This is a genomic window from Parasphingorhabdus sp. (genome assembly GCF_039939955.1).
In the GTDB taxonomy this organism is placed as follows: domain Bacteria; phylum Pseudomonadota; class Alphaproteobacteria; order Sphingomonadales; family Sphingomonadaceae; genus Parasphingorhabdus.
Window position 1 is genome coordinate 466159 of sequence record NZ_JBDVHS010000005.1, and the last position, 15006, is coordinate 481164.

Annotated in this window: 19 protein-coding genes and 1 other RNA gene; 11 read left to right on the plus strand and 9 right to left on the minus strand. The window is 54.1% G+C overall.

From position 1 onward, the window contains the following. A complete protein-coding gene (locus tag ABJG22_RS07510) occupies positions 1 to 381 on the plus strand; it encodes an Mth938-like domain-containing protein (RefSeq protein ID WP_348019628.1) in 381 nt (126 codons plus the stop codon). Here ABJG22_RS07510 and ABJG22_RS07515 read toward each other — a convergent pair. Beyond that, positions 378 to 1556 (minus strand): glycosyltransferase, encoded by a 1179-nt coding sequence (locus ABJG22_RS07515; protein WP_348019629.1) that lies wholly within the window; start codon positions 1554 to 1556, stop codon positions 378 to 380. The two genes, ABJG22_RS07510 and ABJG22_RS07515, sit on opposite strands and share 4 nt — an antisense overlap. Positions 1557 to 1580: 24 nt before the next feature. Next, entirely contained in the window at positions 1581 to 2144 is a 564-nt protein-coding gene (locus ABJG22_RS07520) for a helix-turn-helix transcriptional regulator (RefSeq protein ID WP_348019630.1), read from the minus strand. Positions 2145 to 2231: 87 nt separating this feature from the next. Here ABJG22_RS07520 and ABJG22_RS07525 point away from each other — a divergent pair, with 87 nt between their 5' ends. After that, entirely contained in the window at positions 2232 to 2753 is a 522-nt protein-coding gene (locus ABJG22_RS07525) for a DUF6456 domain-containing protein (protein WP_348019631.1), read from the plus strand. Here ABJG22_RS07525 and ABJG22_RS07530 read toward each other — a convergent pair whose 3' ends face one another. Further along, positions 2754 to 4568: an ABC-F family ATP-binding cassette domain-containing protein gene (locus tag ABJG22_RS07530; protein WP_348019632.1), complete on the minus strand. Its 1815-nt coding sequence runs from the start codon at positions 4566 to 4568 to the stop codon at positions 2754 to 2756. Between the two features lie 203 nt (positions 4569 to 4771). Between ABJG22_RS07530 and ABJG22_RS07535 the strand changes: the two genes are divergently transcribed. The 5 genes from ABJG22_RS07535 to ABJG22_RS07555 all read left to right on the plus strand — a co-directional run bounded on the left by ABJG22_RS07535 (position 4772) and on the right by ABJG22_RS07555 (position 9261). Next, complete coding sequence (locus ABJG22_RS07535) at positions 4772 to 5488, plus strand: SIMPL domain-containing protein (protein WP_348019633.1); 717 nt, start codon at positions 4772 to 4774, stop codon at positions 5486 to 5488. Between the two features lie 68 nt (positions 5489 to 5556). Beyond that, positions 5557 to 5865, plus strand: a complete 309-nt coding sequence (locus ABJG22_RS07540) for a PepSY domain-containing protein (protein ID WP_348019634.1) — start codon at positions 5557 to 5559, stop codon at positions 5863 to 5865. Positions 5866 to 5963: 98 nt separating this feature from the next. Beyond that, positions 5964 to 6629 carry a response regulator transcription factor gene (locus ABJG22_RS07545; RefSeq protein ID WP_348019635.1) on the plus strand — a complete coding sequence of 222 codons (666 nt, stop codon included), beginning with the start codon at positions 5964 to 5966 and terminating at the stop codon, positions 6627 to 6629. Between the two features lie 95 nt (positions 6630 to 6724). Next, positions 6725 to 8044, plus strand: a complete 1320-nt coding sequence (locus ABJG22_RS07550) for a HAMP domain-containing sensor histidine kinase (RefSeq protein ID WP_348019636.1) — start codon at positions 6725 to 6727, stop codon at positions 8042 to 8044. A gap of 35 nt (positions 8045 to 8079) precedes the next feature. Continuing rightward, the gene (locus ABJG22_RS07555) at positions 8080 to 9261 is read left to right on the plus strand and encodes an NAD(P)/FAD-dependent oxidoreductase (protein WP_348020320.1); all 1182 of its coding nucleotides are present in this window, start codon (positions 8080 to 8082) and stop codon (positions 9259 to 9261) included. On the opposite strand, the gene ABJG22_RS07560 is transcribed toward ABJG22_RS07555, so the two are convergent. Beyond that, positions 9258 to 9539 carry a chorismate mutase gene (locus ABJG22_RS07560; RefSeq protein ID WP_348020321.1) on the minus strand — a complete coding sequence of 94 codons (282 nt, stop codon included), beginning with the start codon at positions 9537 to 9539 and terminating at the stop codon, positions 9258 to 9260. The genes ABJG22_RS07555 and ABJG22_RS07560 overlap by 4 nt on opposite strands. 116 nt (positions 9540 to 9655) lie before the next feature. Between ABJG22_RS07560 and ABJG22_RS07565 the strand changes: the two genes are divergently transcribed. Together ABJG22_RS07565 and ABJG22_RS07570 are read left to right on the plus strand one after the other, a co-directional pair. Further along, on the plus strand, positions 9656 to 10669 hold the full coding sequence (locus ABJG22_RS07565) for a polyprenyl synthetase family protein (protein WP_348019637.1): 1014 nt from the start codon (positions 9656 to 9658) through the stop codon (positions 10667 to 10669). 24 nt (positions 10670 to 10693) lie between these two features. Further along, positions 10694 to 10972: an ETC complex I subunit gene (locus tag ABJG22_RS07570; protein ID WP_348019638.1), complete on the plus strand. Its 279-nt coding sequence runs from the start codon at positions 10694 to 10696 to the stop codon at positions 10970 to 10972. 1 nt (position 10973) lies between these two features. Here the strand turns inward: ABJG22_RS07570 and ABJG22_RS07575 are convergent, their stop codons facing one another. Genes ABJG22_RS07575 through ABJG22_RS07590 form a run of 4 tightly spaced genes read right to left on the minus strand, consistent with a single transcriptional unit; the run spans position 10974 to position 13598 of the window. Beyond that, on the minus strand, positions 10974 to 11471 hold the full coding sequence (locus tag ABJG22_RS07575) for an NUDIX hydrolase (protein ID WP_348020322.1): 498 nt from the start codon (positions 11469 to 11471) through the stop codon (positions 10974 to 10976). Positions 11472 to 11500: 29 nt separating this feature from the next. Then, positions 11501 to 12178 (minus strand): hypothetical protein, encoded by a 678-nt coding sequence (locus ABJG22_RS07580; RefSeq protein WP_348019639.1) that lies wholly within the window; start codon positions 12176 to 12178, stop codon positions 11501 to 11503. Continuing rightward, positions 12178 to 12978 (minus strand): TPM domain-containing protein, encoded by an 801-nt coding sequence (locus ABJG22_RS07585; RefSeq protein WP_348020323.1) that lies wholly within the window; start codon positions 12976 to 12978, stop codon positions 12178 to 12180. Before ABJG22_RS07585 ends, ABJG22_RS07580 begins: the two co-directional genes overlap by 1 nt. Positions 12979 to 13007: 29 nt before the next feature. Next, positions 13008 to 13598, minus strand: coding sequence for a LemA family protein (locus tag ABJG22_RS07590; protein WP_348019640.1), 591 nt, complete (start codon positions 13596 to 13598; stop codon positions 13008 to 13010). A gap of 145 nt (positions 13599 to 13743) precedes the next feature. Here ABJG22_RS07590 and mscL point away from each other — a divergent pair, with 145 nt between their 5' ends. Together mscL and ssrA are read left to right on the plus strand one after the other, a co-directional pair. Beyond that, positions 13744 to 14163, plus strand: a complete 420-nt coding sequence (gene mscL, locus ABJG22_RS07595) for a large conductance mechanosensitive channel protein MscL (protein WP_348019641.1) — start codon at positions 13744 to 13746, stop codon at positions 14161 to 14163. Positions 14164 to 14258: 95 nt separating this feature from the next. Further along, positions 14259 to 14649: a transfer-messenger RNA gene (gene ssrA / locus ABJG22_RS07600) on the plus strand. Between the two features lie 47 nt (positions 14650 to 14696). Here ssrA and ABJG22_RS07605 read toward each other — a convergent pair. Further along, a complete protein-coding gene (locus ABJG22_RS07605; RefSeq protein ID WP_348019642.1) occupies positions 14697 to 14927 on the minus strand; it encodes a hypothetical protein in 231 nt (76 codons plus the stop codon). Between the last annotated feature and the right edge of the window lie 79 nt (positions 14928 to 15006).

A 15006-nucleotide genomic window follows, 5' to 3' on the forward strand; every position in this document is an offset into this window, starting at 1 on the left:
GTGGTCGAACTACGCAAAGATGTAGAATTTGCCGGCCCGGTCGTTACCGGTTTTACGCCCAAAGGGTTTAAAGTCGGCGATGAGCGCTTTGAGCAAGGACTGCTGATTTCTCCCGAACAAGCTGCGGGCTGGGCCACATCCAGCCTTGATGGGCTAGATCTTGGCGAGATATTATCTCGGATGAATCTGTCTCCACATCCTGAATTTCTTCTCTTGGGCAGCGGTCCTTCTATGTTGCAGCCGTCAGCCGCTTTCCGGCGGGAGGTCGAAGCTGCGGGCATGGGGCTAGAGGTTATGGATAGTCGGGCAGCCGCGCGGACATGGACGGTTTTGCGGGCTGAAGAGCGCTGGATTATCGGAGCATTTCTGCCGATCGTTTAGTCTTTGCCTGAGGCTTTCTGCAATATTGCAAGCAACTGGTCGCCGTTGTTGCGCCAACTAAACTGTGCGACCGCTTTTCGCACCACGTCCTGCTTCGGCGGTTTCGCGATTATGGCTTTTGCGGCGCCAACAATCGCTTCGACATTCTGCTCGACGACCCTGCCGGCATCCGGGCTGGTCACAAGTTCCCGCGCACCACCTGCTTCGCTGATGATGACTGGTGTACCGCAGGCAAGCGCCTCGACCCACGCGTTGGCTAAGCCTTCGGATTTGGACACGAGAATGGCAATATCGGCCGCGGCGGTTAGATGCGGCAGCTCGTCATGCGGTACGTTGCCGAGAAAGCGAACACGGTCCGCAACACCAATCTGTTCGGCGAGCTTAAGATAATTTTGCTCTTCTTCCCCTTTGCCAGCCAGCATCAGCTGCGCTTCGGGAAGGCTAGCCATAGCGCGGATGACCAGGTCTTGATTTTTGCGGCCGATCAGGGCCCCAGCGGTGATGAATAAAGGACCATCGATGCCAAGCGCGCGTTTCGCGGCGAGCCGATCGACGGGCGTGAACTTGTCCTGATCGAGCCCTGTATAATGTACGGCAATCTTACCGCTCTCTATTCCGAGGGCAGTCATGTCCTGTTTCAGCGCCTCTGATACGGCTAAAAGCGTGTTTGCTTTCTCGGCTGCTTCCAAAATCTGATCCCGGCATTTGGGATTGCTGCCCCAATGATGGATGTCTGCTCCCCGCGCTTTCACCGTGAAGGGGATGTTTAGCGCCGCTGCTAGCCGCATCGCGGCCGGTCCATCAGGATAGAAAAACTCTGCGTCGATCACATCAAAGGGCGTCTGCCGATGCAGTTTTTTTACCAAGGGCAGGATGGCGTCGGCAATGCGTCTTGGATTGCTTGCACCACCGATTTTCGGAACCAGTGTGAAGGTTGGCCGATAGATATTTAGTCCCCGCCATTCTTCATGCGCTGCCAGTGTCTGCAACGTTTTATATTGGTGGTGCTTGTTCAAGGGCCAGGGCGGTATTCCAATAGGATTGATGACCGTTACATTGACGTCTGCGCGACTAGCCAATTCCGCGGTTTGCCGTTCGACGAATATCCCGAAATTGGGCGCTGCACTGTTTGGAAACAATGTTGAAAGCGTCAGTATGTTGAGCGGGCTTTTCATGGTAGGCCTCCTAGCACAGCGGCCCTAAAGCTCCCTTACCAACCGGACCGCGACGCCAATCCATTCGGGATCGCTGACAATCTGTTGCCGTGCGCCGCTGCCAAGCGGCAGGATTTGCAGGCGGTTGCCCTCGCGCCCGATCAGGCGGCCAAATAGATAGCGTCCGGCAGGCCGAGGCACCAGCACATCGCGATTGAGCGCACTGCTATATTGGTCCGGATTGCGCCGCGACAGCCAGACATCGTCACCGCTGCGATAATCACCGATGCTGCTTTTGACACGCAGCGCGACCATTGCCGGTTCGATGGCAGGCTGATAGATATTTTCTGTCTTTTCCAAGGCGTGTGCGCCCTTGTGGTCGAGGATTGCCGCGACCGGCAGTTCCTCCTGATCCGGCAATGACAGGAGCGCTGCACTGTCTACCGCCAAGGCATCGGCAATCCGGTTCAGCCAACCAAGCGACAATGTGCGCGCACCGGTTTCCAATCGTCCGATGGTTTGTGCCGTAGTAGGCGGTTTGCAGCGCTTCGCAACGTCGTCCAGCGTCAATCCTTTGCCCTTGCGAACGTCTCTGATACGGCTGATCATATCCTATCTCCAAACCTATATGGTTTTATCCTTTCCTACAATATCGCCTAAATGGCAAGTATCTAGTTTCGCCAGATAGGAGATATCATGCCAGCCAATGCCACCAAACCTCTGTCCGACCCGCGCCTGCTCGCAGAACGCGCGCTGCCACAGGATGGGGAGGACCGAAATAACCGCAGGCGGCAAAGACGGCGGGCACGGAGCATCACCGTCAATCTCGCGGAATCTCCTTTGGGTTGGCTTCACGCAAGGGGTCATTTGACAGACCGGCAATTTGATGCTGGTGAAAAATTGCGGGCCGATTGGGAAAGAGCCAATCTGGCACCGAGCGTCACAATGCGCTGGGATGTCGTATCGGTCGCCGGTGGGAAACGCTCTGCACCGGCGATTCTCAATGAAACCGAAGCGCAGCTGGCGGCAAAGCAGCGCTTTACCAATGCGGTTGATTATCTGGGTAGCGACCTGTCGGATATTGCGTGGCGGATCATCTGCGGCGGGGAGGGGATGCCTGTTGCAGAGAAAAATCTGGGATGGCCCGCGCGGTCGGGCAAACTGGTGCTCAAAATCGCATTGGATCGTTTGGCTATATTCTACCGTCTGCCGGGTTGATCAGCCATCGATTAGGCGTTCGACTTCCTCGGCCAGTTCCAGCCAGCGCATTTCCGCAGCGTCTTTCTCTTCGATCAGGGCGCTATTCTCTTCGGTCAATTTCTCGAACTGTGGGAAATCTTTGGTGTAGAGATTGGGATCGCCCAGCGCCTGTTCGATCTGTTCCATCCGTTTTTCTATGGCTTCGATCCGATCGGGTAACAGGTCAAAATCGCGTTGATCCTTGTAGCTGAGTTTTTTGCTTGGGCTGTTCGAACGGGATGTTGACTGGCCAGTGCTCGGGGCAGGTTTGGAAGCTGCTTTCTGGCTCGGTTGACCGTCTTTGCGCTTTGCTTCCCATTCCGCGTAGCCGCCCGCAACAATATCGACCATGCCACTGCCGTCGAGTCCGAGTGTAACCGTCACGGTGCGATCGAGGAAATCACGGTCATGGCTCACTAGCAATACGGTGCCTTCATAATCGGCGATGACTTCCTGCAGTAGGTCGAGCGTCTCGAGATCAAGGTCATTGGTTGGTTCGTCGAGCACCAGCAGGTTCGACATGCGCGCAAATTCGCGGGCCAGCAACAGACGTGATTGCTCTCCGCCAGATAAAGTACCGACCTTGGCATCGATGAGTGACGGCGCGAATAGGAATTCCTTGAGATAGCCCTGCACATGTTTCTTGTCGCCGCGCACATCAATCCAGTCGCTGCCATCGGCAAGCACTTCACGGACTGATTTATTGCCGGCCAGCAGGCTACGCTGCTGATCGATGAAAACGCCATTTAGAGTCTTGGCGAGGGTGACGGTGCCGCTATCCGGCTCCAGTTCGCCGGTGAGCATTTTCAGCAATGTGGTTTTGCCAGCGCCATTGGCTCCGACGATGCCAATGCGATCGCCCCGCTGAATGCGCAGGGAGAACGAACGAATGATCTGGCGTATATTGTCACCTTCGCCGAAGGATTTCGCGATATTCTCAGCGGTGATGACCGATTTCGTGCGGCTGTCGTTATTCTGGATTTTGAGATTGGCGGTGCCGGTGGGACCGATCATCGCGGCCCGGGCCGCGCGCATTTCCCAAAGTTTTTCCAAACGGCCCTGATTGCGCTTGCGCCGCGCGGTAACACCGCGCTCCAGCCAGCGGGCTTCGAGCTTCAACTTCGCGTCAATCTTGCTGGCGGCCTGCGCCTCGTCTGCATGGATTTTTTCCATCCATGCGTCATAGCCGCCGAAACCGACTTCCTGTCGTCGCAGGGCGCCGCGATCCAGCCAGATGGTCTGCTTGGTCAGTCGGGTCAGGAAGGTTCGATCATGCGATATGGTTATGAAAGCGCCTTTGTAGCGGCCCAGCCATTCTTCTAGCCAGTCAATCGCGCCAAGATCGAGATGGTTGGTGGGCTCGTCGAGCAACAGAAGGTCCGGTTCGGAGGCCAGAGCCCGGCATATAGCCGCGCGGCGTTTCTCTCCGCCGCTGGCTTTATCTGCACGGGTGGAAAGGTCGGTGCCCAATTGATCGGCAATGGCTTCGACTTCGTGAAGGGCAGGGCCTTGCTGTCCCGATATCGCAAAATCGCGCAACGTCTCAAATTGTCTGAAATCCGGTTCCTGCTCCAGATAGACAATATTCGTGCCCGGCTGGATCATCCGCTGGCCCTTGTCCGATTCAATCTGGTCGGCAATCAGGCGCAGCAGCGTTGTCTTTCCGGCTCCGTTGCGCCCGATCAGCGCCAATCGATCGCGGGGTCCGACATGCAGATCCAGATCACGGAACAGCCATCCCTCTCCCTGATGGAGCGAGAGTTTCTCATAGGAAAAAATAGGAGGCTGTGACATGGTCTCCGGGCGTTAGGGGTAAGCGGGCTTTGGCTCAAGTCTTGTCTTTTCGTCACAGGCCGATCAATGGCCAGAGCCAATAGCATATCGATTATATCTATGGGATGACCAGCGGTGGATGATAGGATAAGAAATTCAAGAAAGTCATTTAGCTGCTGTTCACAGAGGTTGTTTTAAAACGGTCTGAAATATTGGAGGAAAATATGAGATTTTCAATTTTATTGGCCGGAGGGGCCCTGGCCCTTACCCCGTTGAACATGGCGCAAGCCGCGAATGTTCAGATTGTTGCCCAAAATCCCGTGATCGAACTTAGCGTATCGGAACAGGTGGATAGCGCGCCAGATACTGCAAGATTTAGCACTGGTGTGGAAACCAAGGCCCGCACCGCGACGGAGGCTCTCCGCCAGAATTCGGTGCAAGCCCGCGCGGTGATCAAGCGCCTCAAAGCGCTCGGCATTGCCGAAAAGGACATCCAAACGACGGGCATTAATCTGCGCGCAGATTATCAATATGATCAAGAAAGCCGCACCAACCGCTTTGTCGGCTATGTGGTTTCCAATCAGGTTTCCGCCACCGTGCGCGAGATATCCAGGCTTGGTGAAGTTCTCGACGGGATAGTCAGCAGCGGTGCGACCAATTTAAATGGTCCCCATTTTTCGATCAGCGATGATTCTGAGTTGAAAAATGTGGCGCGAAAGCGGGCGCTTGCTAACGCAAAAGAGCGGGCCATGAGCTATGCCCTGTCCGAGGGATATACCGGCGTTCGGATCATTTCGATTAGCGAAGGTATCTCCCACCGCTCGGCTGCGCCAATGATGCGGATGGAGAGCGCAGCTGATTTCGCTGCAGCACCGCCAGTGGCACCGGGACAGGTTGGAACGGTCGTTTCCCTCAACCTTAGCTATGAAATGACCCGTTAATATAGCCATCTCTAACCTGAACTTGCTATTCACCTGATGTTAAAACCATCCAGCCTAAGAAGGTGACAATGTTGAAGAAGATTTCCTTTTTGCCTCTTATGGCGATCGCGTTCAGTGCGCTTGCGCCGCAGATGGCTTCGGCTGCGGATCGGCGAGGCGAGCAGAATGACGCGCGCGCGCAGATGATGGCCGGACAGGTGAAATCGCTTCGCTCGATTGAAAACCATATATTGCCGCGGATGTCCGGAAGCCAGTATCTCGGACCGGAATTTGATCCGGTGGCGCAGGTCTATCGGTTGAAATTCATCCGTGACGGTCGTGTGATATTCGTTGACGTCGATGGCCGGACCGGCGCGATTTTGCGTCAGGCGCGCTGAGCAATATCGTACCGCTCCCCAATTTCTAAATCATTGTGCGTTTTCGGGATGGTGATATAGGCTATCCATAGAATTAAGCATTATTTCGGAGGATAAGCATGCGCGTCTTGATCGTTGAAGACGAACCTACGCTGGGACAGCAGCTCAAATCGACGTTGGAAGCCAATGGTTATGCCATTGATCTGTCGACAGATGGGGAAGACGGCCATTTCATGGGTTCGACCGAAGATTATGATGCGGTGATTTTGGACCTTGGTTTGCCGGAAATTGATGGACTGACGGTGCTGGATCGCTGGCGCAAGGAAGAGCGCAATTTTCCGGTTCTGGTGCTAACCGCTCGCGATAGCTGGTCGGACAAGGTTGCCGGACTGGATGCCGGCGCAGATGACTATCTCGCCAAACCCTTTCAGACCGAAGAATTGATCGCACGGTTGCGCGCGCTTATCCGCCGTGCATCCGGGAATGCGTCGTCCGAGCTTACCGCAGGCGCTGTGCGTCTTGATACGCGGTCGGGTAAAGTTACACTGGAGGGCAGCCCCGTCAAGTTGACGGCGCAAGAATATAAGCTTCTATCCTACCTGATGCATCACAAGGGTAAGGTTGTCTCCCGCACCGAGTTGATTGAACATATTTATGATCAGGATTTCGATCGGGATTCCAACACGATTGAAGTCTTCGTCACTCGCATCCGCAAAAAGCTGGGGGCAGAGGTCATCTCGACGATTCGGGGGCTTGGCTATAGTCTAGAGGATCCAGAAGCCTGAATGAAGCACGCCAGATAGATGATCCGGTCGACGAAAAGGCACAGAAAACCGATTCTCGGCTAGGCACCCGGACCACCGGTTCGCTTAGTCGGCGTATGATCGGGATCGCTGCGGCGTGGATTGTGATCTTGCTGTTCGGCGGCGGTTTCGCACTGGACCGGGTTTTGAAGGACGCCGTTACGCGCAATTTCGACAACCAGCTGGAATATGTGCTGACGGCAATGATCGCCTCGGGAGAAATTGGTCCTGATGGTGAGGTTTTCTTGAACCGCCCCCTCGGTGACCAGCGTTTTCTGGAACCGAATAGCGGTCTATATTGGCAGATTAGCGGCGAGGGCCATGACGATTTCCCATCACGCTCGCTATGGGATCGGACGTTGGTATCGAACATCAGCCATGATGATCGGGAAACGCATTTTTATGATAGCAACCAGTTTCCCGAAGAACCCCTTCGCCTGCTCGAGCGCACGATAATCTTACCGGACTCCGATACGACTTGGTTGTTTCAGGTCGCGCAGAGCCGCGATGGTCTTGATGGCCAAATTTCCAATATTCGTTCGATTCTGGTCAATAGCTTCCTGATGCTTGCGCTTGGACTGATCGGCATGGCTGCATTGCAGACCCTATATGGACTGTGGCCCCTGCGCAAAATCCGCAGCGCAATTGCCGCGATGAGAACGGGCCAGCAGCGCCGGGTGGTCGAACCGATGCCCAATGAAGTTACACCGATGGTCGATGAACTGAATGAACTGCTCGATCACAATGAGAAACAGGCGGAAGAGGCGCGGCGGCATGCTGGCAATTTGGCCCATGCTTTAAAAACCCCGCTGACGGTGATCATGAACAGCGCCACGGCCAAGGCCGATGATCTGGCTGACACGGTGATCCGCGAAGCCGGTGTCATGCGGAGACAAGTCGACCACCATCTGGCGCGTGCACGGGCCGTGGGCCGACGCGGCCACGCCCATAGCAGGGCTAAGGTCTGGCAAAGCGTGCAGGCGGTCGAACGCGCCGTTGGACGCCTCTACGCGCATGTTCGGATAGACATTGACGGTGACAAAGAGGCGGTCGCTTCGGTCGAACGTCAGGACCTTGATGAAATGATCGGCAATCTCGTCGAGAACGCGGCGAAATATGGTGGCGGCAGCGTGTTTGTCACCGTCGAAAGCGATGAGCAGTTTGTCGAACTGCAGATTGAAGATGATGGTCGCGGCATCCCCGAGAAAGAGCGTCAGCGCATATTCGATCGAGGGGCGCGGCTGGACAGCGGCAAGCCAGGGACCGGCCTAGGTCTCGCCATCGTCCGCGATGTCGCCGAAATCTACGATGGCTCGGTGTCGCTGGAGGAAAGCGAAGATCTGGGTGGCCTGCTGGTGCGGTTGCGATTGCCAAGGTCGGAAGGGCAAGTCGCTTGATGATCGTTGTCCGAAATATCCAGATTTGATTGGTGATGGTAGGCAAGTTGAACATCGCAATCATCGGCTGTGGCCCCGGCGGACTGGCCGCTGCTCTATTTCTCAATCGGCAAGGTCATGCGATCACCATTTTCGATCAATTTTCGGAACCGCTGCCGGTCGGTTCGGGATTGCTGATCCAACCCTCTGGCCAGTTGGTTCTCGAGCAATTGGGCTTGCTGGACAGGATAAGGGCGCTCGCCAGCCCGGTGCAGCAATTGCATGGAATCTCGGTGGAAAAAAACCGCCGCGCCTTGGACATGCAATATGCCTATAGTTCCGATGCCAGGCCTGCATTGGGTATTCATCGGGCCAGCCTGTTTTCCGTTTTGTTGAACGAAGTCAAAGAAGCCGCGATTCCGGTTGTCGCGAATAGCAAGCTGACCGGGATGGATGAAACGCAGGTTTCTATCGCGCCCGTCTTTGAAGGCGGCTTAGTACAGGCGACATTTGATTGTCTGATCGATGCCAGCGGCGCGCGAAGCCCAGTGGCAGGAGGACAGGTTAAACGTTTGGATTATGGTGCGTTTTGGGCCACTGTGGATGTTCCGGAAAAATATGAAATTTTGCCTGCAGCGCTGGATCAGCGTTATTTCCGGGCCAGTCAAATGGCCGGTATCATGCCGATTGGCTTGAATCCTGCGACCGGAAATCCGGGAGCAGCGTTATTCTGGTCGGAGAAGCCCGAAAATGCGGATGAGCTCATCGCATCGGGCATTGATGCGTTCCGGCAAAACTATTGCGACCTCTGGCCAGCAGCCGAGCCCTTTGTCTCGCAATTGCAATCGATAGAAGAGCTAAATCTCGCGGTCTATCATCACCGCACCGGCCTGCCTTCGTCTTCCAATCGGTTGTTTTACATCGGAGACAGCTGGCATTGCACCAGTCCGCAGCTGGGGCAGGGCGCGAACATGGCATTGATCGATGCTGCTGCTCTTGCCAAGGCATTGGAGCAATCCAGTTCGCTTTCCATAGCCCGCAAAAAATACCGAAAAGCGCGGATGAGACATATTAAATTATATCAGGTGCTGAGTATCATCTTCACGCCACTCTATCAGTCGGATAGCCGGATCAAACCGTGGATAAGAGATATGGTCATTCACAATTTTGCAAGATGGCCCATCATTCGCAATTTCATAGCCAAGACCGTTTCGGGAAGGCTCTTTCTATCGCCTTAACTCTCGCTGCGAATCCGTTCGTGGTGGCGAATCACTTCGTCGATGATGAAGCGCAGGAATTTTTCCGAAAATTCGGGGTCGAGATTGGCATCGCTGGCGAGCTGGCGAAGCCGTGCAATCTGTTCCCGTTCCCGGGTGCCGTCGGCAGGCGGCAGCTTGTTCTTCGCCTTATACTCGCCGACCGCTTGGGTAACTTTGAACCGTTCAGCCAGCATGAATACCAGCGCGGCATCGATATTGTTGATGCTTTCGCGATATTGCTTAAGCTTTTCGTCCATTTTATGCTGCCCCAATTCACTCTGTTTCCGTTTCGACGCCTCATGCATGATATGCAACCGATCGAGGTCTGATTTCACTTGCCTTATCCCTAGTGACTTGCCACATCGCGTGCAACATGTCAGCAACGGTCCATCATATCGGGCGGGACACCGCGCCATCCCTTGAACCCATCATGTCATTGGTCGCCAGTGACATGAACCAGGTCAACAGCGTTATTCTAGATAGAATGCAGTCGGAAATACCGCTTATTCCGGAACTCGCCGGGCATCTTATTGCCGGTGGTGGAAAGCGGATGCGCCCGATGCTGACGCTGGCGGCGGCAAAATTGATTGGATATTCGGGGGATCGCCATTTCAAATTGGCGGCGGCCGTGGAATTTATCCATACGGCGACCTTGCTCCATGATGATGTTGTCGATGGTTCCGACTTGCGGCGCGGGAAAACCGCCGCAAATCTGATTTTCGGTAACCCGGCGACGGTGCTGGTGGGCGATTTTCTGTTCAGCCGTTCCTTCGAACTCATGGTCGAAGATGGCTCTCTCAAAGTGCTTAAAATCTTGTCCAATGCGTCGGCAGTGATAGCCGAAGGTGAGGTCCATCAGCTGACTGCCCAGCGCAAGGTCGATACCAGCGAAGATCGCTATCTTGAGATTATTGGCGCAAAAACAGCCGCTTTGTTCGCTGCCGCTAGCCGGATATCTGCCGTGGTTGCAGAATGTGACGAAGAAATCGAGTTGGCGCTGGATAGCTATGGCCGCAATCTTGGTATTGCCTTTCAACTGGTGGATGACGCGATTGACTATTCTTCGGATCGGGAAACCATGGGCAAGGATGCCGGTGATGATTTCCGTGAAGGCAAGGTAACGCTGCCGGTCATATTGGCTTATGCACGGGGCAATGAAGAAGACCGCAAATTCTGGAAAGATGCGATCATCGGTCATCGATCGTCAGACGAGGATCTTGTCCAGGCGACCAGTCTGCTGCGTTCGACCGGTGCGATTGATGATACGATGGCCCGCGCCCGGCATTATGGCCAACGGGCGATTGACGCTCTGGGTGTGTTTGGTTCCGGCAAAGCCCGGGACGCAATGACCGAAGCGGTTGAATTTGCTATTTCCCGCGCCTATTGAGGCGGCGCAAGACAGGAACCGAAAATGGCAGCACGAATTTACCAAAACCCGATGAACGCAATGCAGTCTGGTCAGGCACTGACGGACAAATGGGTGTTGGAGTTTGAACCGTCTGAAGCGCGCAAGGCAGACCCTCTAACCGGTTGGGCCGGGTCAGGCGACACGCAGCGGCAGGTGAAGTTGAAGTTCAAGGATGTCGATGCAGCAAAGGCCTATGCCGACAAATGCGGGATTTCTTATTCTGTTGTTCCGACGCCGCAGAAGAAACTGAAACTGCAAGCCTATGCGGATAATTTTCGCTGAGTTATAGAGTCTCTGCCTGAAGCAAGAGTAGCAATTTCACATCAATACCAGCGCCTTCGCTGCGCTTTTTCTCGATAAAATCGGATAGCTGGGTCAATGCCACGCGGTGGACGATGATATCTTCTCCATCAACGCCGCCGCCTTCGCTGACTTTGGTTAGCCCCTTGGCTTTGAATAGCGAGAAGCTTTCCGACACCATGCCCGGTGAGGAATAATATTCACCGCAATCATCCATGGTTTCGGCCCGATAGCCGGTTTCTTCTTCCAGTTCGCGAATTGCCGCGATGGCGCTATCTTCGTCTGCATTGTCGTCATGATCGCCGACCAGTCCGGCAGGCAGCTCGATGCAGTTTTTACCCAGCGGAACGCGAAATTGTTCGACCAGCAACACATGACCATCATCAATCGCGAGAATGACCGCGGCTTTGATGCCCCGACTGCGTGAGACATATTCCCATTTTCCGTCGCGCTTGGCCGTTATAAATCGGCCTTCCCACATTGTTTCAATATTCGTGTGGCCGGCGTCGCTCAAAGTTCGATCAGCCTGTCGGGTAGCTCATTCGGATTTTGGTCCGATTTGGGGAAATGTTCCGATAGGACAATACCCATCTGCCGTACCGCTTCGGCCATGCCTTCACCGGGTTTGCGAGCGCGTACCAGATCGATCAGGGCAATCATTGCGTCGCCCCATATGGCGGGCTCTACTTTTTCCACAATGGCTTCGTCGGCGACAATTTCTGCCCGATGTTCGCGCATGGATAGATAGAGCAATATGCCAGTTCGGCCGACGGTGCGATGGTCCGTGGATACACGGAACAGCGAGATGGCCCGTTTGCGTACACGGGCTTTCTTGATCGGTGATGGAATCAAGAGGAAAAGCAAAGGTTTCCAGATCAGGATCAGTCTCGTGCCGAAAAATTTCAACGCGGTAAAAACAAACAGGGCCCAATAGGGCAGGGCAGTGATCCCGCTCCAGCCACCGGCGAGCCAATCGATGGTCGTCAGATATGTTTCGGGAAACAGGCTGATGACCAGCAAGGCGGTTAGCGCAACAATGCCGGATATCGCCCAGGCAACATCACCATAATGATCGGATTCGCCGGTTACGATGGTGACAATTTCTCCATCGGTGGATTTCTCCGCTTCGGAAACCGCGGACGTAACGATCTTATGATCAGCCGGTGTAAATTGGTTCACTTTTCCCATTACCAACCCCCCGATGCGCCGCCGCCGCCAAAGCCGCCGCCTCCGCCGCCAAAGCCGCCACCAAAACCTCCGCCGCCGCCAAAGCCACCGCCGCTGCTACCGCCGCCCCAGCCGGAGCCGCCACCGCCCCAAATGATGACGGGGCCGGCGCCATGACGATAGCGTTTGCCGCCTCGGTTGGAGAACATCGGAATGATGACGAAGAATATGAGGATGAATCCCCAGAATATCAGCAGGCCGATATTCTCTTCGTCGCCCCTGTTGGACCGTTGCTCCGCTTCCTGGGCTACCAACCGTGCTTCATCCTCGGGCAGGGTGAGTTGGTTCGATATCCGCCCGACGCCAGCGATAATGCCGCCAGCCATATTGTTGTTGCGGAATTTTGGGAGAATATCATTCTGAATGACCATGCTCGACAGAGCATCGGTCATAATCCCTTCTAGGCCATAGCCCACTTCAACGCGCACTTTGCGTTCATTGGGCGCGACCAGCAGGATTAGGCCATTGTCTTTTTCTGTTTCGCCCACGCCATCCTGTCCGATGCCCCATGTCCGACCTAGCTGATAGCCATAGTCGGCGATATCATAGCCTTGCAGGCTGTTGACCGTCGCGACGACAAGCTGTCGATTGGATTGGGTTTCCAGGGCCGCAAGCCTTGCCGTCAGATCCGCTTCTTGCGCAGGATCAAGCAGGTCCGCCTGATCAACCACCCGGCCGGTGAGTTCGGGGAAGTCTTGGGCCAAAGCCGGGCTGGCGATCGCCAAAAAGGCGATGGCCAAGCCAGCAAAGACCGTCTTCAACGGATGAATGAATCGAAGGGCAGTCACGCTTAGAAGCTGACGTCAGGTGCTTTGTCCGCGCCTTCTGTGGTTGCAGCAAAGGGTTCCATTGGTTCCGCACCGTGAATGATCTTCGCGCCGATAATGTCGGGGAACGTCCGGATGGTGGTATTATATTCGCGGACTGATTCATTATAATCGCGCCGGGCGATGTTGATCCGGTTTTCGGTACCTTCTAGCTGGCTTTGTAGAGCCAAGAAATTCTGGTTCGATTTAAGATCAGGATAGGCTTCGACAGTTGCCATCAGGCGCCCCAATCCCTGCGAGAGTGCGCCTTGTGCAGCAGCAAATTCTTGGACCTTCGCAGCATCGCCGAGGTCTTCGACATTCAGCTGAATGGATGTTGCTTTTGCTCTGGCTTCTACCACGGCTGTCAGCGTGTCTTGCTCTTGAGCCGCAAAGCCCTTCACGGTTTCTACCAGATTCGGAATGAGATCGGCGCGGCGTTGATAGGTGCTTTCCACATCCGCCCATTTTGCTTTCGCATTTTCTTCTGCCGTCGGTACGCTGTTGATCCCGCAGGCGCTTAGCGACAAGGCTACGGCCGGAACCATTAGAAATTTGATCAATTTGGTCGTCATGTTTGAAATCCCTCCATCCACACGGCGAAAAGCCGTTTCACTTAGTAAAAATAGGTATCTCTGGTTGTTTTTGCAACGACTTCACTCGACAAATTTGGATTTTTCCTACATTCAGTCTCCATTAAACATGGGGAAAGGAAACAATATGTTGAGTGAATTTAAAGAATTTATCCTGAAGGGCAATGTGCTGGATTTAGCCGTTGCCGTAATTATCGGGGCAGCCTTTGCAACGATTACTACATCGTTGACCGAAGATGTAATCATGCCGATTGTCAGCGCGCTATTTGGTGTTCCTGATTTCTCGGGAATGTTCATCTTATTGGGATCGCCACCTGCTGATTACGCTGGCGCGATGACTGATTATGCGGCGCTGAAAGAAGTTGGCGTGCCGATGTTGGGCTGGGGGCAGTTCCTTACCGTGGTGATCAACTTCATCATTCTGGCGTTCATCATCTTCATGATCGTTCGTTATGCCAATAAAGCGATGAAAAAAGCAGAAGCAGAAGACGCAGGACCAAGCGAAATTGATCTGCTCACCGAAATTCGCGATAGTTTGAAAAAATAACGATCTGAACTAGGAAAACTACATTCCGGGCCCCTTCGGGAACCAAATTGCCATTGGCATGCTTGGTATCCCGGAGGGGCCCTTTTTGTGTCTGTGCACTGTTCATTCAGAATTATATCCCTATATAGGAACCGTTCGTTTCGACGGACTATGGTGATAAATTATGGTGTGTAATAGACACAACGGACCCGGGGGCAGTACCCGGCGGCTCCACCATTTTAAGCGATTTGTAGCGATGCAGAACGCTTTTGTTGATGGGGCCGAACCAGGATCGACGTGTGTTCAAAGACTCTATTTTTACCCGGCCTGAGTATGCCGTGATTGCTCAAAACCTATAAGTGCAAACGATAATGAAGCACTCGCTATCGCTGCCTAACCCATTGACCTCACGGTCATAAGTTAGAAAGCTATGCGCGGTTGAACCCACCGGGCAACAGAAGGGAATTCAGCGGTTTGGAAGGCACCGGGCAACAGAAGCCTTCCACTTTATCTTCAACCATTAAGCGAATTATTGGTGCCATCGGGCCGGCTGTTCAGTGTTTGGAACCATAAGCCTGACGGAGTTCGATGGCTTCGAGCATTTTGGCGCCGGCCATGAAAACCGCGCCCGTCACGGCCAGAAACAGCAATTTTCCACCCCAGCCGGGATATTGGATCAAATAATCTTGACCACGCGCTACCGCGCCTGTGGCAAGAGCATAGGTGATAAGAAAAGCTTCAAATTTCGTCTTGATAACGAAGAGCCGTCTGATCTTCTTCCACATAGTGATTTCGTAGCAAACCTTATGCCAAGCCTAGAAAAGTGCCATTTTGTTATCGTAAAACATGGTAAACTGTAAATTA